The following is a 19745-nucleotide window of genomic DNA, read 5'->3' on the forward strand; positions in this document are numbered from 1 at the left end:
GATGCACTTCTATGTCGTAAGTTCAATTCCCAACAGAAAGAGCAGACAGTGTGTCTGTGATCCTTCCGCGTACAACATCCCACTCAAGATCCATAGCATAAGCAAGCTCAGAATATAAGAGCTTCTCGGCAATACCAAGATACTTCTCGTCCATTGAAGAGAATTTCTTGCCTTCAGCGGCGCGCTGGGACTTGATCATATAAAGAGTCTTGATAAGGCTCATGACTTCACCGGCTTCATTCTTCTTGCATACATCAGAAATAACTGTCTCAGCCTTCTTGCCAACGGGAAGCTCGATCACTTCCATATCTTCAAGAGAGCCGATAAGCTCATCAGCCGCCTCTGCACTGATAACTTCACGCATCTTATCTTCAGCGCCATCAACAGGAACGTAGAGAACGCCCCCACGATCGATCGCAGAAATCATCTGATAATACATCTTCTCACTACCTTTGGGAAGAAATGACGGCACCATCATGTCAGATACTTTGCACAATCCATGATTTCCGTATACAGCAACATCTCCTTTGTTAAGCATTTCCACCTCACTTTACAAGACACCCTGCTGGATAGATACCCAGGGCAAACTACCCACCGAACGAACATGCTTATTATAGCACAAATATTACTAAAAGTTAATAGTTTTACAAACGAAATATCGGAAACTCAAAATGCGATTATTGTTTTTTGTGCATTTTCTACAATTCATTCAATTCACAAAATAATTTAAACATACAATTTGTAAAACCCATATAAAGCAAAATAGTGAAAACGTTTTAAGCGCATAAAATACGCAATTCGCACCCGGCTATATAAACAGCTCGCATAGAGATATAGACCTAAAGGGGATTTGACGCATTTGAACAAATGGTCAAATTTTCGTAATTCTGCCAAAGAAAATAGCGAATCTTTGTCCATTATTATTGTTACATTTTTTGTAACATATTATCGAAATAACATTTAGTATGTTAACTCGAAGTCAGCCACAAGTTATTGTGCCCGGTCCAGATAAAAGACCTTGTGAGACTTTACTTCTCCCAGCATGGGATTATAAATGTCATGAACAGTCCGCAGATAATGAAAGCCAAGCTTACCGATCATGGAGAGTGAAGGAGTATTATCCTCAAAAGAACTACAAATAAGCCTCCTGATATTCAGGTCCTCAAAGGCATACCTTATCACCTCTCTGACTGCCTCTTCTGTCAGTCCCATCCTGCGATAGGCAGTCCCTATCCAGTATCCTAGCTCGGCTTCACCCTCAGCGATATCGCGAGTCAGCATGGGTCCCAAGGTCAGACTGATATTGCCAATTGGGGCATTCTTACAAGCACCTGCTATCACGCCTTTCTTGGGAACCATGGCAAATACAGGACGCGACAAATAGACCGTCCTGAGAACGGTCCTGGAAAAAGCAAGGCTTTCATGCGGCCTCCAGCCTGCGCCGGGGCCAACAAGAGGATCAGAAGCCAGCAAATATAAATCTTCGGCATCGGATTCAGTCCAATGCCGAAGAATAAGTCTGGGAGTATCCAGAATAGTATCCTGATCAGTTAACATTGCTTCCTTTATGACGGGTCAGGCTATCACAGCCTGTACCCATAATAGCTTCCTTGATAAATCCAAATACAAGGTCTGAATAGCCGTTTTCACCGTTACGCTCATAATTACGGTCAAAAGCAGCAAATTCGCCATCCTCATATTCAACACACATAGCACCCGAAGGCTTCTTGACAATATACCTGGTCACATTGCCGGATATAGCTGTCACAAATTCATAATCCTGCTCTTCCAGGAAGCACTTGATGTCATCTCCTGCGCCATCAGCTACAGGTACAGGTTCAGGTATGGGTTCAGGTGCAGGCTCTGCTATCGGCACTGCTGCCGGCTCTTCCATCACAGGCATCTCCGGCATAGCTTCAGGCATTGCCTCGGGTACAGGTTCAGGTATGGGTTCAGGCGTAGGTGCAGGCTCTGCTACCGGCATTGCTGCCGTTTCTTCCATCACCGGCATTTCAGGCATGGCTTCAGGCATTGCCTCAGCTACTGGCTCTGCTGCAGGTTCAGGTGCTGGTTCAGGTGCTGGTTCTGCTGCTTCAGCCAGGATATCAGGCATAGGCACTTCTTCAACAGGCATCTCTGGCATGGCTTCAGGCATTGCCTCAGCTACTGGCTCTGCTGCAGGTTCAGCTACTGGTTCAGGTGCTGGTTCTGCTGCTTCAGCCAGGATATCAGGCATAGGCACTTCTTCAACAGGCATCTCAGCCATAGCTGCCAGGAGATCATCAACAGAGGCAGCTGTCTCTTCGGCTGCAGCTTCAGGGAGAGGTGCTTCCGGAATGGGTACTTCAGCCAGAGGCATTTCAGGGCCAGATGTTTCCAGAGCAGGTGCCTCTGCCACAGGCTCTTCGCCTATAGCCATAGCAGCCTCCACCGCAGCCTCAGCTTCTGCAATGGCTGCATCCTGAGCAGACATAGTGGGGGCAGCCTCTTCCTGGGGAGCTGCAGCGGCCTCCTGAGCCTTCATAGCAGCCAAGAGATCATCCACACTGACATCAGCCAGATCCTTATTGATCATATCCTGCATTGTAGCACCTTCCATGTCTTTTCTCCTTTCGCATATATCTGCTTATACACAAGCTATGACATGGGCCAATAATAGCTTGCCCACATTAAGATACACAGTTAAAAAGCAGCAATACCGCCATCTTTTAAATATATCGTGCTAATAGTATGAAAATATAATAGTGTCAGTATAATCGCGTCAGAAAATCTGAACAATTCGTCTTACGCAATCATATTTGATATTTATTTTTGTTTATCCCTTGCGTTTTTGCGATTTTTGTGTTAGCATGTAATCAGAATACTATTGTTCAGCAAATGCGAATTTCTGAATAGACATAGGAAGTCATATCTTTTCGGGAAAGGATTACCCAGAAAGGAGCGCTTTATGAATATATCACCGGTAGCAGCTAATAATGCCGATCTATCAACAGCTTTGCAGGAATTTATGAAGAGTGCCAGAGAGCAGTCAGCTCAGCAGACTCAGAGTCAGCAGGCTGCCCTTGAGACCAAGCCCACAGCAGAGAAAATAGCCAGCCAGGCATCAGTGCAGATCAGTGCACAGGGCCAGGAAGCTTATGCGAAGAGCAGACAGGTAAGTGGCGCTGAGGAGTCGGGCACTGAATCCAATAAACAGAGTAAGGAAAGAGACATGGCCACCAGGGCCTTTGATGAAGGCGTAGTAAAGCAGCTGGCTCCCACTGTAATGAAGCCAGGCAGCGATGAGGAGAAGGTAGCCAATTCAAATGCTGAATCAAACGCAAGCTCCGGTAATGCAGCTGCACTTCAGAATTTTGCCATTCCCGGCATTGACGGAGTTGCTTGATCAGCACAAAGCCAAATTTCAACTACAGCTAAATGCTTATTTCAACTACAGCAAAGAAAGGGCGTAGAGATCAGTTCTCTGCGCCCTTTCTGCATCTTTGTTAAACTCGCAAACGCTTCGCTTTTTGCTCGTTATAAAATCACTGCTGACGCAGTTCTACGGGTACGGGGCTTATAACCCCGCACCCGTAATCAAGATATTCCCACCACCTAAAGGTGGTGGGTTATCTTGATTATTTTATATATTATCACTTTTCATAATAACAGACTGTCCTTACCGATATATTTGTTTATCACGCTTCCGGATCATTCCACAGCAAAAAGCTTTTGCGTATTATAGAGGCTAGCGTATTCTCCGCCGGCTTCTATCAGCTCCTTGTGTGTACCTTCTTCGCTGATCCTGCCCTCTTCTACCACTACGATCCTGTCTGCATTTCTGACAGTAGCCAGTCTGTGAGCTATCACAAAGGATGTCCTGCCTTTCATCAGCTCTTCAAAGCTCTTTTGTATCTTTTCCTCAGTGATGGTATCCAGGGCAGAAGTAGCCTCGTCCAGTATGAGTATGGAAGGGTTCTTGAGGAATATTCTGGCTATGGATATCCTCTGCTTCTGACCACCTGAGAGCCTGGTACCCCTTTCTCCCACATAGGTATTAAAGCCATCAGGCATCTCCAGAATATCCTTATAGAGTTCTGCTCTCTTGGCAGCCTCTATTACCTCTTCGTCACTGGCTCCGGGCCTTCCGTATCTGATATTCTCCATGATGGTATCTGCAAATACAAATACATCCTGCTGTACGATGCCTATAGCAGTCCGCAGGGACTTCTTGGTCACTTCCTTGATATCCATGCCGTCTATGGTTATATGACCTTCGGAAAGATCGTAGAATCTGGGGATCAGCTGGCAAAGCGTAGTCTTACCACCTCCGGATGCACCTACTACAGCGATCATCTCTCCGGGCTTAGCAGTCAGAGTCACATCGTGAAGGACCTCTTTTTTGTCATTATAGGCAAAAGAGACATGGTCGATATCCACCCTTCCTTCTGTCACTAGAAGCTCGGCTGCATTATCAGCTTCCCTGATAGCCGGCTCGAGGTCCATGATCTCCTCGAAACGCTTGATACCGGCCATACCGCTGGCAAAAACCTCTGCAAAATTGGAGAGCTTCCTGACAGGAGAAATAAATGAATTGGTAAAAAGTGTAAAGGTGATAAGGTCAATGTAATTGAGCTCGCCCTTCATCATCAAAAAGCCACCAAAGGCAATGACCACAGCAGGCATAATGCCCAGGAAGAATTCCATGGATGCATTAAAGGTGCCCATAGCCTTGTAAAACTCCTTTTTGGCTGTGCGGAAGCGGTCATTGGATTCATAGAATCTCTCCAGATCCACATCCTCATTGGCAAAAGCCTTGGAAGTCCTGATACCGGATATGGAAGACTCTATATCAGTGTTGATGATGGCTATCTTCTTTTTGACATTTTCGGAACTGCGTCCCATATTTCTGCGCTGCATGATGACCACTGCAATGAATATAGGGATCAGTACTGCCACAACAAGAGCCAGTCGCCACTCGATGCGAAACATCATAAATAAAGCGCCGATAATGGTCAAAAGGGATATAAGCAGGTCTTCGGGGCCATGATGGGAAAGCTCAGTGATCTCGAAGAGGTCGCTGGTAAGTCTGGACATCAGATTACCGGTCCTGACCCTGTCATAGAATTCCAGATCCAGAGTCTGCATATGCCTGAAGAGATCTGCCCTGATATCAGCCTCTACCCTTACACCAAAGGTATGTCCCCAGTAACTCATGATAAAATAACATATGCTCCTGATCACATACATAAGACCTACCAGGATCATGATCAAAAAGAAAGTCCTAAAGGCATTATCAGGCAAGAGATCATACATACAATGACGGGATATGAGGGGGAACGCAAGGTCCACCAAGGCGGCTGTGACAGCACATATCATATCCAGTACAAAAAGTTTCATATGTGGTCTGAAATACCTGACCATCCTAAGAATTGATTTCATTTCACCCTCCACGCAATAACAATATCCCCGATATATGCCAGTTTTTTCCAGCAATCAGATAGTACTGCGATCCTTCATCTATATTATTATGCCGACACATTAATAGGCAAGGCACATAAACATTGTGCCTTGCCCTAATTAAAAAAGCAATGTATTATTCACGAAGTATTTATCTATAACATATGTTCTGTTACTATTCTCAGCTTATACAGATGCATCCAAGCCGCTCCCCGTATTGTTCTCAGCGGTTTTGGAGCCGTCAGATGAATAGATAGCCTTGGTGGAATCAGCCTCTTTTTCCTCTTCTTTATAAGTTGACAAGAGCTTTTCCAGCTTGCCGCTCTTCTCATAAGAGGTCTTCTCTACTGTCTTGGGATCATTTGCCTTCCTAGAAGAGGATGTGCCTTCGCTCTCAGCCTTTTCCTTGGCATAAACAGCCTTTAACAGCTTGCCGTAGCTGCCATTCTTAAGGGAGCTATAGTCCGAGAGGGTATAGTTGCCCAGCATATTATTCTGAGTGGCGGGTAAGCTGCCAAACATAGCATTGGCTGCGGAAGCTCTCATATTGATGGCATTTTGCTGCCCAAAAGATAAATAAGATGAATTGATGGTACTCATATCGTCACCTCCTTGTCACAAAGCAGGGAACCTATTCCGTTAGATTCCATACCTCTTCATCTCTTTTTATCGGACAGGCAAGCTCAATTCTTTAGCTCCTTTGCCAAAAAATCTTTTACCGCTTCCACAACCTTGTCAAGATGCCTGGTATAGCAGTGATCATCGCCATGGATAGTGGCAAGTCTTGCATCAGAATACTCTGCAGCAAGCTCTGCTCCGCAGGAATATGGCACCGCCTCATCATCATCTCCATGCACCACAAGGACAGGACGCTTATATGCCTTGACCGCATCATGGACAGGAAGCAGAGACGCCACCCTGATAGAGTCACTGCTCAGCTCCCATTCATCGCTGCCTATGGAATCAGGGATATGCTCGCTGTCAAATTCATTGCCCAGAAAAAAGCCCGATGCTGCGTCATTATATATATTGATAGCAGGAGAAAGAGGAATCAGCGCTTTGACTACATCTCTCATAATACCTGCTGCCAGTACTACTGACAGGCCGCCCTGGGAATGACCCGTAAGATATATATCCGAGACATAGGGGAGTCTTCTTACATAGCGGATCACTCTCACGATCTCCATGACCCAGATCATAACATTGTGATCATAGAAATCACCGCCGCTTAGCCCATGGCCGTACATCTCAGCCCTTATGCTGACCATGCCAAGATCTGTGGCCAGTCCTGCTACAGCGCGGATATGGTCTTCTTCCATATGGCCTGTAAAGCCGTGGATCACTATGAGTGCAGGCATCTTATCCTGCACAGCATCCGGCAGATCCTCCTTGATATGAAGGGGAATGCCATCAGATTCCAGATATTTTTCTATGGATCTTTTGCCTCCTTCAAAGATCAGCTGCTGTTCTTCATCTATATGCGCATTAAATGCATCCACCTCTTCTTTGCTATGGGAACTGATATTGATTGTCTTCATGCCTTTTCCTTTCATTGTCTATTTGTAGTGAGCTGCATATGATCCGGTGCCATATAGTTTATCAGCTTATGCTCATAAATAACCACGCGCCTCAACAATTACCGGTATATACATAGTGCAGATTCTCCCCGGCTATATCCGCCAGGCGGTATATCTTATCCACATCGGTAGCCGCCCTGTCAGTCATATGAAACCTTGGAAAAAATCTGCTGATATGAAGGACTATCTCCTCACCATCAGCACCCTTTATGGTACTAAGCCAGAGGGACATATCCCGCATCTCATCTTCTGAATCATTTTCCCCTGGAATGATAAGGCTTGTAACCTCCAGATGGGAATACTTACAGGCTCTGACTATGAAATCCATCACCTGCTGCCTGCTGCCTTTTAAGACCTCTGAGTAATAGCGGTCTGTAAAACCCTTGAGATCTATATTCATAGCATCTATACAGGGCCCTATCTCATCCAGCACAGGAAGCTCGCATGTCCCGTTACTCACAAGGACAGTCTTTAGCCCCCTCTTATGTGCCAGCATAGCCGTATCCCGCACGTATTCATAGCCTATGAGCGGCTCATTGTAGGTAAAGGCTATACCTATACTTCCCCTGTCCTGAAGCTCTATTGCCAGCTCCACAAGTTCCTCCGGAGCCATGAATCTGGCAGTATCTGCCATGGCAAAGGCTTCGTCGGACCAGGATATCTCATAGTTCTGGCAAAAAGGACAACGGAGATTGCAGCCAAATGAGCCCGCTGAGAGAATATAGCTCCCGGGATAAAAGCGGGCAAGAGGCTTCTTTTCAATAGGATCAAGAGCCAGCCCTGTGATCCTGCCATAGTTATAAGCTCTGACTGCCTTGTCCTCACATATCCTGCCACCGCAAAAGCCCAACTGTCCTTCTTTTACATCACAATGCCTAAAGCATACATCGCATTTCGCCACTATTCATTCTCCAAACAGCTTCTCACTAATCTCTGATAAATTTTTTCTTATATCCCCGCAATAAGACCTTACCATTCTCTGAATACAAGGATGTATTTGGACATGTTCTGAAGTGCATGGATGCACTTCAATGTCCTGAATACAAGGATGTATTTGGACATGTTCTGAATAATTCAGTTTAGTAATGCCTTACTACTTCAAATCTTTGAAGCTTATAATCCTCATATTCGTGGATACCGCCCTTTTGTCTGGCTATGCTGATCTGATCCTCCACTGTATCAACGCCGTCAAGATTGGGAAGGAGCAGCCCCCTCTTCATTCCGCTGCTGACGATCACGCCGTAGCGCCTTACATCAAGCTCGTCAGGGGAATCTATATCCTCTATCTCTCCCAGAACATCTACAGATATCTCCAGAAAAGGCAGCTCCGACTCTTCTATTGGCGTAAACCTGGGATCCCTGGAAGAAGCGCTGATGGCATTGTCTATGATCTCTTCAGCTATAGATTCCCTGGTAGCCATGATCGTGCCGATACAGCCTCTGAGTCTCCCTTTTTCATGGATGGATACAAAGGTGCCTGCTGCCTTGCCAGTCATCTCCTCGGGCAGACCATCCGGCATGGCAAGACGCTTTCTATACCTCACCCAGGATTCAACACTGGCCCTTGCAAGCTGCACATACGCATCACTCATATAAGCCTTCCTCCTGCAATCATCTTCCTGCTCATCCAGGTAATGAGCCAGAAAGCAGCGCTCCTTAGAGGGTGCACCGGGATAAAAGGTGCATATGCCATAGCCCACTCCGGTCACATCCTGATGGGACAAAGCACTGGCCTTCACTTCAAGTCCGTCAAAGCAGCCTGCCATGATGACAAAGGACCTATGGCCGCACTCAGCAGCCTTTTCGCAGAAACGCTCATCAAAATCAAAGAGTTCCCCAAAGGCAGCTCTGCCGCATACATCCATAATACGCCTGTCATATGCAGGTCCCTCGGCGGCATAACCATAAGGACCATAGCTCTGCAGCTTGTGTGACAGATCTCCACTGGCCACTACTACCACTCTTCTTCCCAGATCATTTACAGCCTCTGATATAAGCTGGCCCAGATGATAGTGCTCAGTCAGCGCAAGGCCCGACAAGCCTATCCTGATAATGCGCCCGCCCCGGTATTGCTGCCTGATGAAATACAGGGGTACCATACAGCCATGATCCAGCAAAGGATCCCTTTCGCCCTCAGTGCCTGCAGGAAAATCCTCTCTGTCAGCCAAAAGGCATATCTTGTCAGCAAGCTCGCGGTCATACTCTTCATCAAATCTGACCTCCGGGGCTCCAAAGCGAACAAATGAGCCCCTGGCTCTATCTCCGGGGGAAATATGGAAATAATCCGAGTACATAATGGAATGGGGACTGGTAATGATAATGGTCTCAGGCTCAAGGGCTGCTATTTCCGATGCGGCCTCTTCATAAGCTCTGATCGTATCTATGACTTCTCTCTCGCTGCCCTTGCCAATCCGGGGGACGATAAGCGGCGGATGGGGCAGCATGAATGCAGCTAAGATAGGCATATCCGAACCCTCCTTATGTACTTTTTATTATATATTAGCAGGAGGATTTTTACACAAAGAAAAAAACCGCTCAACATGGGGGTCGTTGAACGATTTCAGAGTAGCGAGAGGGGGACTTGAACCCTCGACACCACGGGTATGAACCGTGTGCTCTAGCCAGCTGAGCTATCTCGCCATTTATTTGCGACCGCTTTCTGCAGCCGACTAGAATACTATATCTCAGAGCCTCCTATATGTCAATAGCTTTTTTATAAAAAAACTGCAGTTTGCAAAAACCGCCTTTTACTGCATGCTCCTTATGGCCTCGTTCATTATCTTTTTGACATTCGCGCCTGCTATAACACCCCGTGGTCCAGCTACTAGGTTACTCTGTGGCCGGCCCATTTCATGCTGCGAAGGCGTATGGTGTAGAATACACCCCTGACAAACCAATCAGAGAACATACCAATCCAGACTGCCATAGGTGACATGTAATGGAAAAAATAAACCAGCGTCAGTGTAATGCCTACCCTTACAAACCACATGGTGGAAATGGATAAGAGCATGGAGAATCTCACATCTCCTGCAGCTCTCATACCATAAGCAGGTACAAATGAAGGTACCCAAAACAGGGGCTTGATGATAGTGATCCAGCCTACCATATACATGCATAGCTTTGCACTCTCACTATTCATACCTGCTATAGCCGTGATACGGCCGCCTGCCAAAAAGACCAGGATACAGCTGGCTGTAAGAAAGACCTCTGCCCAGATGGACAGCTTCCTGATATAATAGGCCGCCTCTTTCTTTCTACCGGCTCCCATAGTCTGACCTGCTACAGTCATAAGGCCTATGCCCACGCCTACAGCGGCTATGCCGTTGAGGTTCTCCATAATATTGGTCATGGCCTGTGCTGTAATAGCTATGGTGCCCATGGCAGATACTGCAGACTGGATGACCAGCTTGCCAAATTGAAACATGGAATTCTCTATACCATTTGGTATACCCAGTCCCAGCACCTTCCTGACAAGATAAGGGTCAGTACGAAGGCGGCGGTAATCTCTGATGTTGATAAGCTCGCTCCTTCGTCTAAGGAATGCATATACCACAAGGGCAGAGAGCCATCTGGATATCAGGGTGGCAAGGGCAGCTCCCGCTACGCCCATATTAAATACAAAGATAAATACCGCATTGCCTGCAATATTGATACAGTTGCAGGCTATAGATATGACCAGAGGTAGCCTGGTATTACCCTGAGCCCTGTATATGGCAGAGCCTGCGCTATAAAGCGCAATCCCCGGAAATGACAATATGGTAATAAAAAAGTAGATCCTGGCCTCAGCCATCAAAGCCTCTTCCACTCGTCCAAAGGTCAGGTCCAGGATGGGATTCTTTAAAACAATACAAAAAACAGTAATGAACAAAGACAATAAAAAGGCCGAAAGAGAAACCTGTTCGGCAGCCTCCTTCGCCCTTTTAAGATTCTGTTGTCCTATATAATGAGAGCAGATGACTACTCCGCCTGTTGCAATGGCAGCAAAAGCCTGGATCACCAGGATGTTAATGGAATCCACAAGCTGTACTGCTCCAAGGGCATAGTCATTAACGTTGCTGACCATCATGGAATCGGCCAGCCCCATGAGAGATGTGAGAAACTGCTCCGCAATGACGGGCAGGATCAGCATCAGCAATTGCTTGTTAGAAAATAATCTCTTATTATCCATGAAAAATATATCCGCACCTGCTTCGCAGTAAGCTTTTTTCCTCATGATTGTTAGGGTCATGAATACAAACAGCTCCACATGCAAGCATGCGAGCTGTTTGTATTATGACCCAATATCATTACATCCTATCCGGGGCGTCGAAGCCAAGGAGGTCTATTCCTGTTTCCATTACCTTTAAGGTGTTATAGAGAAGGGCGATATAGCCTTCCTTCTTGTTTTCATCAGGCTCAGTCAGGATCTTGGTCTCATGATAGAAACTGTTAAAGTCATTGGCCAGAGCGTAGATGTAAGCACAGATCCTGTTAGGCATAAGGTCTCTTGCAGCGCTTTCTACAGCTTCAGCAAAGGCAGTGAGCTGCAGGCAGAGAGCCTTCTCATTGTCTGTGGATGCATTTGCCAGGAGCGTATCTTTGGCCTTCTTGCCGGACTGCTCTTCGTACTTAGCCAGGATAGACTTGATACGAACAATTGTATAGAGCAGGTACGGACCTGTATCTCCTTCAAAGGAAGTGAACTTATCTATATCAAAGATATAATCCTTGGAAGGCTGGTTAGAGAGATCGCCGTACTTAATAGCTGCGACAGCTACCTGATGAGAAGTCTTACGAGCTTCCTCATCGCTCATCTCGGGATTACCCTCTTTGATCCTGTTGTACATCTTCTCATCAATATCTGCGATGAGGTTCTCCAGACGCATAACGCCGCCCTGTCTGGTCTTGAATGGCTTGCCATCGCTGCCGTTCATAGTACCAAAGCCTACGAAGCGCATATCGGTCTCAGGCATGGCAAGCTTGGAGATATGTGCACTTCTGAATACCTGTGTAAAGTGCAGGGTCTGACGCTTATCAGCTACGTAATAGATAGCATTTGGATGGAACTCATCCATACGCTTCTTGATAGTAGCAAGGTCTGTTGTGGCATAGAGAGCAGCTCCGTCACTCTTGAGCACGATGCAGGGAGGCAGCTCCTTGCTGTCATCTTCCCTTGTAACATCAATGACCAGAGCGCCCTGGCTCTCGTGAGCATAGCCGCCTTCCTTGAAATAATCGATCATGCCGGGGATGATGTCATGGACATCAGACTCGCCCCACCAAAGATCAAAATCCACATTCAGATTCTTGTAATTCTTTTTCAGATCTGCAACAGAGATATTCATGATATGATGCCAGAGAGCTCTGTAGCCTCTGTCACCGTCCTGAAGCTTCTTGGTAGCTTCAAGAGCCATGTTCTTGTACTCTTCATCCTCTTTGGACTTGCCGGATGCAAGAGGATAGATCTGTTCCAGCTCTGACAAAGTGAAAGGAGCTTCCTTGGGATAGCTGCCTGTATAGGACTCGTCAAAATAAGGAAGATCGGGCTTCTGAAGCTTAAGCTCAGTGATGATAAGGCCCATCTGCAAGCCCCAGTCACCCAGATGTACATCGCCGATGACCTTATTACCTGTATATTTCAGGATCCTCTTTAATGATTCACCGATGACCGCACTTCTAAGGTGTCCAACATGAAGAGGCTTAGCCACGTTGGGTCCTCCGTAATCTATAACGATGGTAGGCTCATGTCCGGGCATATCCACTCCAAATCTCTTGGCATGGAGCATCTTCACGATATAAGAACGTACAAAATTCCTGGACAGGATGAGGTTGAGGAATCCGGGTTTAACGGACTCCACCTTCTCAAATGCACTGTTATCCTGAAGGAGCTCTGCTACCTCATCTGATATCATAAAGGGAGCCTTGTGATACTCCTTGGCTGCAGCCATGGCGCCATTACACTGATACTCGCACAGATCAGGACGGTTGGATACAACGCACCTTCCCAGCTTCCTGTCATAGCCCGCCTTTTCAAAGGCATCGGACACTTCTTTAGAAATAAGATCTATCAGTTTTTCCACTATAGTTTCCTTTCTTTCACAACTTCCTAAAAAATCATTTCTTATTCAATATCACTTCACAATATAATAATAAAGTAACTCTGTGAAGTCAACAAATTCACTGAGGGAGACTGAGTATATGTGCCTTCAGGAGATTATAGATCCTCTCATAGCCCTCGTCACTGGGATGGAGTCCGTCCACATAGAACTTCTCATTATTATAGGGAAGCTCAGGCTGCATGGAGCTGAGAGCATAGAGGTCCAAAAGAGGAAGTGCATAATACTCTGCTACTTCTCTGATGATAGCAACATAATCTCCAAGGCTTCCCACATTTCTCACGCCAATTTCATTGATATATTTATTCTCCTCAGTCCTGTGAAGAGGTGTCATGGGAATGATCCTTGCAGCAGGATACTTCTTCATAAGCCTGCTATAGAGATCATGAAGAGCTCCGTAGAAGGTGTCAGGGTTTCTGTCTTCCATCCTGCCAAGAGGAGCATCCCCGTGCCCGTAATCATTGGTACCGCCAAATACCACTACTACGTCTGCTTCAGGATCCAGCTCCTCTATCCTGGAAGCAAAATACCTATCCCACCGCTCTTCACAGGAAGGAGTATGCTGCCTGGCAATCCTGGTGCCGCCTATGCCGTTTCCGCAGACAATGGCTCCGTCTTTTTCAAAGCGTTTCCAGTAGACCTTGTCTATACTGCTGGCGCCAACGCCTTCTGTAATACTGTCCCCCAGGAAATTCATCTTTAACCCTTCTAGTTTCATCTTCTCCTCCATATATATTTATATATTTTAGCCCTTGGGCTTTGATAGCTATCCCCTAATATATTTGATCATTGCCTGTCTTTTAAAGCCTTTTCCCTCTCCCTTTGAGCCTTGGAATATGCGCAGCCGCAGTAGTCCTGCCTGTAGAGGTCAAAACGCTTTGATAATTCTATAGAACGCTTATAGCCGTTCTTTTTCTTAAAGTCCGATGGAAGGAAAAAAATGCCATACTTATCAGCAGCTTCTCTTCCTGCCAGATTAAGCTTGTCTGCATTCTTAAGAGGACTGATGGTGAGTGTGGTTGTAAACAAGTCAAAGCCCCCTTCAGCTGCTACTCGCCCCGCTTCATCAAGCCGCAGCATGAAGCACTTTGTACAGCGATCTCCCCCTTCAGGGATATCCTCCATTCCTTTTACTGCGCTAAGCCAGTTCTCCGGATCATACTTCCCTTCCATAAAGGATATAAGGGAGGCATTCTCATCAGAGTTCATCCCTTCAAAGTCCCTCTCTATCACCTGGCGGTTGTATTCCTCAACAAGGCGCCTAGCTTCCTCTGTCCTCTTCCTATACTCAGCCTCATTGGTAATATTAGGATTGTAATAAAAGAGCGTGACATCAAAATACTGCCTGAGAAGCTCCAGGCAATAGGACGAACATGGCGCGCAGCAGGCATGAAGAAGAAGCCGGGGACGAAGTCCTCTGCTCATTATATCATCTATATACTTATCAAACTCTTTACTATAATTTATTTTATTCAATATCCAAACCTGTTTATTTCTCTTTGCTTGCTATCAGCTTATAAGCAGCATAACCTGTTTTCTGCATTTTCTTATCTTCTGATGCTGATATCCACTTCCCGGCTTTGTGCTAGAAAATCGGCTGCTGCACCAGGTGGTGCAACAGCCGATATAGTCATATCAAACTCCCATGTCATTGGTTGCAGGATGCAACCCGACATGATGTCATTGTTACAGGATGTAACACGACTTGTCCTGAAGTGCATGGATGCACTTCAAAGTCATTTCTTCCACAATCCGTGGAGATTGCAATAGGCATATGCTGCAGTAACGCTATCGCCTTCAGAAAGGGCGAATGTTACGCATGGAGCATCTCCGGCCTTCAGGTCCTTCATAGCAAAGCCTTGCGCAGTCTCAAGTCCGATCCACTCAATATAGTGCTCGGGCAGCATAGGATGGTCCACTTCACCGACCTTAACTGTTACAACAGAGCCGTTTACTTCAACTACCGGTACGTGTTTCTCCACAGCTGCATCGGTACTTCCGGGAACGATGAGTTTCATCTCTTCGCCGCAGCACATGGTTGGGCAGGCAGAGCCTTTGATGAGAGCAACTATTTTACCGCATTTACTACATTTGTAAAAACTAAGTTCCATAAAACTGCTCCTTTCTCCAAGCCTAAAAAATTTTAAATGGAAGCGATATCCACAAGCTCAATTCCTTCTTCATTATAAGCATTTTCCAGACTGGAAACAAGCGCTCTTGCAGTATCAAGTGCAGTAATTACATTTACTCCTGTTTCTATTGCAGTACGGCGGATCAGGAAGCCGTCTCTGCTCTTGTCGCGTCCCTGTGTAGGTGTATCAATGACCAAATCTATCTTATGACCCAGGATCAGATCCATGACTGTAGGTGATTCCTGGTGGATATTGTTGATCTTACGGGCCTTAACACCGTTCTCATTCAGTACTACAGCAGTACCAAGGGTAGCATAGATGATATAGCCCAGTTTCTCATAACGTCTTGCTATATCAATGATCTCGCCCTTATCAGCATCCTTGACAGTGATGATCATCTGCTTGTGCTTGGGAAGGGATACTCCTGCTCCAAGGAAAGCCTTGTAGAGAGCCTCGTTAAAGCTCTTACTGATGCCAAGACACTCACCTGTAGACTTCATCTCAGGTCCAAGGCTGATCTCTGCACCCCTGATCTTCTCAAAGGAGAATACAGGCATCTTGATAGCCACATGCTCAGCTTCAGGCTGAAGTCCGGGAGTGTAGCCCATATCGGTGAGCTTCTCGCCCATCATGACTCTTGCTGCCAGATCCACAATGGGAATACCTGTTACCTTGCTGATATATGGAACAGTACGCGAAGACCTGGGATTGGCTTCGATGATATATACTTCTTCGCCCACAGCGATGAACTGTACGTTGATCAGACCTATTACATGCAGCTCCCTGGCCAGTCTTGCTGTGTACTCGGCAATGGTAGCCTTGACATTATCAGACAGTGACTGAGCAGGATATACAGAGATGGAGTCACCTGAATGGACACCTGATCTCTCAATATGCTCCATGATACCGGGGATCACTATATTCTCACCATCGCATACCGCATCTACCTCAGTCTCTATACCCTGGAGATATTTATCTACAAGGATAGGATGATCCTGGGCATAGCGGTTGATGATATTCATAAACTCTTCTATTTCCTGATCGGAGAGAGCTATCTGCATGCCCTGGCCGCCCAGTACGTAGGAAGGTCTTACAAGTACAGGGTAACCCAGGCGATTAGCTACTTCCTTGGCTTCTTCCGCAGTATATACTGTAGCGCCCTGAGCCCTCTTTATCTCTGCTTTCTCCAGGATTTCATCAAAGAGCTCACGGTCTTCAGCCGCATCAACATCAGCAGCATCTGTTCCGTAGATCTTCACACCCATCTTCATCAGATCCTGAGTCAGCTTGATAGCTGTCTGGCCGCCAAACTGTACCACCGCTCCGTCAGGTTTCTCCAGACGGACTACATTTTCCACATCTTCGGGAGTCAGAGGCTCGAAATAGAGCTTGTCTGCTATATCAAAGTCAGTAGATACAGTCTCAGGGTTATTATTGATGATAATGGTCTCAAAGCCTGCCTTTTCAAATGCCCATGTAGCATGTACAGAGCAATAGTCAAACTCGATACCCTGACCGATCCTGATAGGACCTGAGCCCAGTACCAGTATCTTCTTTTTCCTGTCAGCGCCCTGGGGCTCTGCAGCCTCATCCTCGCTGTCAGGGCCGTCATATACAGAGTAGTAATAGGGAGTCTGTGCCTCAAACTCAGCAGCACAGGTATCAACAAGCTTGTAGCTGGCAGTGATATTATTGGCCAGACGCATCTCTTTGACTTCGTCTGCGCTCATGCCTGTAAGAGAAGCAATCACTGTATCGGGATACTCTACCCTCTTGGCTTCCAAAAGGGTAGAGGCGCTAAGCGCCCTGCCCTCTTCCTTAAGAGCCTTCTCCACCTCTACCAGGTGAGCCAGCTTGGAGATAAACCAGATATCGATGCCGCTTATCTTATTGATAGTCTCATAGCTCACATCTCTTCTAAGGGCCTCCGCGATCCTCCAGATACGCATATCATCCACGATCCTGAGTTCGTCAAAAAGGTCTTCATCGGACAGACCGGAGAAATCATAGGACATAAGGGAGTCCACATGCTGCTCAAGGGATCTGATAGCCTTCATCATGGCACCTTCAAAATTGGTGCAGATACTCATGACTTCACCTGTAGCCTTCATCTGTGTAGAGAGACTTCTCTTGGCAGTGATGAACTTATCAAAAGGAAGTCTTGGGAACTTGAGTACGCAGTAGTCAAGCGCAGGCTCAAAGGACGCAAAGGTCTTGCCTGTGATAGCATTGGGGATCTCATCCAGGGTATAGCCCAGCGCGATCTTGGCAGCAACCTTGGCAATGGGATAACCTGTTGCCTTGGAAGCCAGAGCTGAGGAACGGCTTACTCTGGGATTAACTTCGATAACACAATATTCAAAGGATGTAGGATGAAGTGCAAACTGCACGTTACATCCACCTGTGATCTCCAGTTCATTTATGATATTAAGAGCAGAGCTCCTGAGCATCTGATACTCTTTATCAGTGAGAGTCTGAGAAGGAGCTACCACTATAGAGTCACCTGTATGTACGCCTACAGGATCGATATTTTCCATGTTGCAGACAGTGATGCAGTTACCCTTGGAGTCTCTGATCACCTCATATTCGATCTCCTTCCAGCCGGAGATGCAGCGTTCTACCAGTACTTCGTGTACTCTTGAGAGTCTAAGGCCATTAGCCAGGATATCCTCAAGCTGAGTCCTGTCATAAGCGATACCGCCGCCGGATCCTCCCAGGGTAAATGCGGGACGCAGTACCACAGGATAGCCTATCTTATCTGCAAAGGCAGCTCCTGTCTCCACATCATGTACCACCAGAGATGCTGCGCAAGGCTCGCCTATCTTTTCCATGGTATCCTTGAACTCCTGGCGGTCCTCAGCCTTCTTGATGGTAGCGGAGGTAGTGCCCAGGAGCTTTACTCCGTGCTTATCAAGAAAGCCCGATTCAGCCAGCTCCATACCAAGGTTCAGACCTGCCTGTCCTCCCAGAGTGGGAAGGATGGAGTCGGGCTTTTCCTTTTCTATGATCTGCTCCAGCACCCTGACAGTCAGGGGCTCTATATATACTTCATCTGCTATATCCTTGTCGGTCATGATGGTAGCGGGATTGGAATTGACCAGCACTACCTCTACACCCTCTTCCTTGAGGGAACGGCAGGCCTGAGTACCTGCATAATCAAACTCAGCGGCCTGGCCTATTACTATAGGTCCCGAACCGATCACTAAGACCTTTTTGACATCTTTATTCTTAGGCATTGAAAGATCCTTTCTTCATCATGTTTATAAACTTATCAAAAAGAGTAGCTGTATCCTGGGGACCTGCACATGCCTCGGGATGGAACTGTACTGTGTAAATATTCTTGCCTGTGTATTTCAGGCCTTCATTTGTGCCATCATTGACATTTACAAAGGCAGGCTCTGCAACAGCAGGGTCCAGCTTGTCCGTATCAACCACATAGCCATGGTTCTGTGAAGAGATGTATACCTGACCGGTAGCCAGCTCCTTGACAGGATGATTGCCGCCTCTGTGGCCATACTTCATCTTATGTGTATCTGCCCCTGTGGCAAGAGCCATGAGCTGATGTCCCAGACAGATGGCAAAGATCGGAACATCGGATTCATAGAGCTTTCTCACTTCTTTGATCACATCCTGACAATCCTTGGGATCGCCGGGGCCGTTGGAGAGCATGATGCCATCGGGATGAGCTGCCAGTATCTCTTCTGCACCGGTATTGTAAGGATATACTGTCACATCACAGCCTCTGGCAGCCAGGCTGTCAGCAATATTTTTCTTGGCACCCAGATCCAGAAGAGCTACCTTAAGGCCCTTGCCGTTTAGTTCCCTCACCAGGGAAGGTCTGCGCTCTCTCTTAGTGTGATCGCCTGCCAGGTCTGCCTTGTAATTCTCTGCGTTAAAGGATGCACTACCTGATATAGGACCATTGTCAGTGAGACTCTCAGATCCTTTTACCAGATATTTTTCTTTGCAGGATACCTTCTTTACAACGCCTGCAGTGGTGTAGGCCTTGAGCCTTCCTATGATCTCATCCAATGAATAATTCTCATCAGAAGTGATGCAGCCGTTCATGGTACCCTTTTCCCTGAGAATCCTGGTCAGCTTCCTGGTGTCGATGCCCTCGATACCGGGAATATCATATTTATCCAGAAACTCCTGGATGGTCATGTCACAGCGGAAATTGCTGGCAACAGCTGACAGCTCCCTGACGATCACTCCGTCAGGCCAGATCCTGTCAGATTCCATGTCATCTATACATACGCCGTAGTTACCTATGAGAGGATATGTCATGCATACTGCCTGTCCTGCGTAGGAAGGATCAGTATACACTTCTGTATATCCTGCCATTGTAGTATTAAAGACTATCTCGCTGATCACTTCCCTGTCAGCGCCTATCCTTCTGCCTGTGAAGACTGTCCCGTCTTCAAGGATCAAAAATGCTTTCTTCATATACGTCTAAATCCCCGTTCTATCAGTAAACAATGTCAAACCGCATAAAATCATCA

16 protein-coding genes and 1 tRNA gene are annotated in these 19745 nt (G+C 46.6%); 1 reads left to right on the forward strand and 16 read right to left on the reverse strand.

The features are described from left to right. Positions 1-22: 22 nt before the first annotated feature. The 3 genes from G636_RS0107510 to G636_RS19485 form a co-directional block, all read right to left on the reverse strand. A complete protein-coding gene (locus tag G636_RS0107510) occupies positions 23-538 on the reverse strand; it encodes a CarD family transcriptional regulator (protein WP_026507538.1) in 516 nt (171 codons plus the stop codon). 452 nt (positions 539-990) lie between these two features. Beyond that, complete coding sequence (locus tag G636_RS17770; RefSeq protein ID WP_035779166.1) at positions 991-1557, reverse strand: GNAT family N-acetyltransferase; 567 nt, start codon at positions 1555-1557, stop codon at positions 991-993. Further along, positions 1547-2599: a hypothetical protein gene (locus G636_RS19485; RefSeq protein WP_026507539.1), complete on the reverse strand. Its 1053-nt coding sequence runs from the start codon at positions 2597-2599 to the stop codon at positions 1547-1549. Before G636_RS19485 ends, G636_RS17770 begins: the two co-directional genes overlap by 11 nt. A 348-nt stretch (positions 2600-2947) precedes the next feature. On the opposite strand from G636_RS19485, the gene G636_RS0107525 reads away from it, so the two are divergent. After that, positions 2948-3385: a hypothetical protein gene (locus tag G636_RS0107525; protein WP_026507540.1), complete on the forward strand. Its 438-nt coding sequence runs from the start codon at positions 2948-2950 to the stop codon at positions 3383-3385. 305 nt (positions 3386-3690) lie between these two features. Here the strand turns inward: G636_RS0107525 and G636_RS0107530 are convergent, their stop codons facing one another. The 13 genes from G636_RS0107530 to G636_RS0107590 form a co-directional block, all read right to left on the reverse strand. Then, entirely contained in the window at positions 3691-5421 is a 1731-nt protein-coding gene (locus G636_RS0107530) for an ABC transporter ATP-binding protein (protein WP_035779168.1), read from the reverse strand. Between the two features lie 204 nt (positions 5422-5625). After that, positions 5626-6039 (reverse strand): hypothetical protein, encoded by a 414-nt coding sequence (locus tag G636_RS0107535; RefSeq protein ID WP_026507542.1) that lies wholly within the window; start codon positions 6037-6039, stop codon positions 5626-5628. Between the two features lie 83 nt (positions 6040-6122). Then, positions 6123-6977, reverse strand: coding sequence for an alpha/beta hydrolase family protein (locus tag G636_RS0107540; RefSeq protein WP_081668317.1), 855 nt, complete (start codon positions 6975-6977; stop codon positions 6123-6125). Positions 6978-7068: 91 nt separating this feature from the next. Then, positions 7069-7920 carry an AmmeMemoRadiSam system radical SAM enzyme gene (amrS, locus tag G636_RS0107545; protein WP_035779170.1) on the reverse strand — a complete coding sequence of 284 codons (852 nt, stop codon included), beginning with the start codon at positions 7918-7920 and terminating at the stop codon, positions 7069-7071. Positions 7921-8095: 175 nt separating this feature from the next. Continuing rightward, complete coding sequence (gene amrA / locus G636_RS0107550; protein ID WP_026507545.1) at positions 8096-9481, reverse strand: AmmeMemoRadiSam system protein A; 1386 nt, start codon at positions 9479-9481, stop codon at positions 8096-8098. Positions 9482-9582: 101 nt separating this feature from the next. After that, positions 9583-9656: transfer RNA gene (locus G636_RS0107555), tRNA-Met, on the reverse strand. A gap of 184 nt (positions 9657-9840) precedes the next feature. After that, positions 9841-11229: an MATE family efflux transporter gene (locus tag G636_RS0107560; protein ID WP_242826935.1), complete on the reverse strand. Its 1389-nt coding sequence runs from the start codon at positions 11227-11229 to the stop codon at positions 9841-9843. 73 nt (positions 11230-11302) lie between these two features. Next, the gene (argS, locus tag G636_RS0107565) at positions 11303-13075 is read right to left on the reverse strand and encodes an arginine--tRNA ligase (RefSeq protein ID WP_026507547.1); all 1773 of its coding nucleotides are present in this window, start codon (positions 13073-13075) and stop codon (positions 11303-11305) included. A 97-nt stretch (positions 13076-13172) separates the two neighbouring features. Next, entirely contained in the window at positions 13173-13829 is a 657-nt protein-coding gene (locus tag G636_RS0107570; RefSeq protein ID WP_196803055.1) for an SGNH/GDSL hydrolase family protein, read from the reverse strand. Between the two features lie 68 nt (positions 13830-13897). Continuing rightward, complete coding sequence (locus G636_RS0107575; RefSeq protein WP_026507549.1) at positions 13898-14587, reverse strand: epoxyqueuosine reductase QueH; 690 nt, start codon at positions 14585-14587, stop codon at positions 13898-13900. 260 nt (positions 14588-14847) lie between these two features. After that, a complete protein-coding gene (locus G636_RS0107580) occupies positions 14848-15222 on the reverse strand; it encodes a desulfoferrodoxin family protein (RefSeq protein WP_026507550.1) in 375 nt (124 codons plus the stop codon). Positions 15223-15254: 32 nt separating this feature from the next. Beyond that, positions 15255-18479: a carbamoyl-phosphate synthase large subunit gene (gene carB / locus G636_RS0107585; protein ID WP_026507551.1), complete on the reverse strand. Its 3225-nt coding sequence runs from the start codon at positions 18477-18479 to the stop codon at positions 15255-15257. Then, complete coding sequence (locus tag G636_RS0107590; RefSeq protein ID WP_026507552.1) at positions 18472-19689, reverse strand: carbamoyl phosphate synthase small subunit; 1218 nt, start codon at positions 19687-19689, stop codon at positions 18472-18474. Before G636_RS0107590 ends, carB begins: the two co-directional genes overlap by 8 nt. Between the last annotated feature and the right edge of the window lie 56 nt (positions 19690-19745).

Source organism: Butyrivibrio sp. MC2013, assembly GCF_000424585.1.
Taxonomy (GTDB): domain Bacteria; phylum Bacillota; class Clostridia; order Lachnospirales; family Lachnospiraceae; genus Butyrivibrio.

Excerpts from the sequence above, each read along its gene's own strand:
- carB (WP_026507551.1), bottom strand. The coding sequence starts at position 18,479 with ATGCCTAAGAATAAAGATGTCAAAAAGGTCTTAGTGATCGGTTCGGGA.
- G636_RS0107540 (WP_081668317.1), bottom strand. The coding sequence starts at position 6,977 with ATGAAGACAATCAATATCAGTTCCCATAGCAAAGAAGAGGTGGATGCA.
- amrA (WP_026507545.1), bottom strand. The coding sequence starts at position 9,481 with ATGCCTATCTTAGCTGCATTCATGCTGCCCCATCCGCCGCTTATCGTC.
- G636_RS0107525 (WP_026507540.1), top strand. The coding sequence starts at position 2,948 with ATGAATATATCACCGGTAGCAGCTAATAATGCCGATCTATCAACAGCT.
- G636_RS0107535 (WP_026507542.1), bottom strand. The coding sequence starts at position 6,039 with ATGAGTACCATCAATTCATCTTATTTATCTTTTGGGCAGCAAAATGCC.
- G636_RS0107530 (WP_035779168.1), bottom strand. The coding sequence starts at position 5,421 with ATGAAATCAATTCTTAGGATGGTCAGGTATTTCAGACCACATATGAAA.
- G636_RS0107510 (WP_026507538.1), bottom strand. The coding sequence starts at position 538 with ATGCTTAACAAAGGAGATGTTGCTGTATACGGAAATCATGGATTGTGC.
- G636_RS0107580 (WP_026507550.1), bottom strand. The coding sequence starts at position 15,222 with ATGGAACTTAGTTTTTACAAATGTAGTAAATGCGGTAAAATAGTTGCT.
- G636_RS0107590 (WP_026507552.1), bottom strand. The coding sequence starts at position 19,689 with ATGAAGAAAGCATTTTTGATCCTTGAAGACGGGACAGTCTTCACAGGC.
- G636_RS0107570 (WP_196803055.1), bottom strand. The coding sequence starts at position 13,829 with ATGAAACTAGAAGGGTTAAAGATGAATTTCCTGGGGGACAGTATTACA.
- G636_RS19485 (WP_026507539.1), bottom strand. The coding sequence starts at position 2,599 with ATGGAAGGTGCTACAATGCAGGATATGATCAATAAGGATCTGGCTGAT.
- G636_RS17770 (WP_035779166.1), bottom strand. The coding sequence starts at position 1,557 with ATGTTAACTGATCAGGATACTATTCTGGATACTCCCAGACTTATTCTT.
- G636_RS0107560 (WP_242826935.1), bottom strand. The coding sequence starts at position 11,229 with ATGAGGAAAAAAGCTTACTGCGAAGCAGGTGCGGATATATTTTTCATG.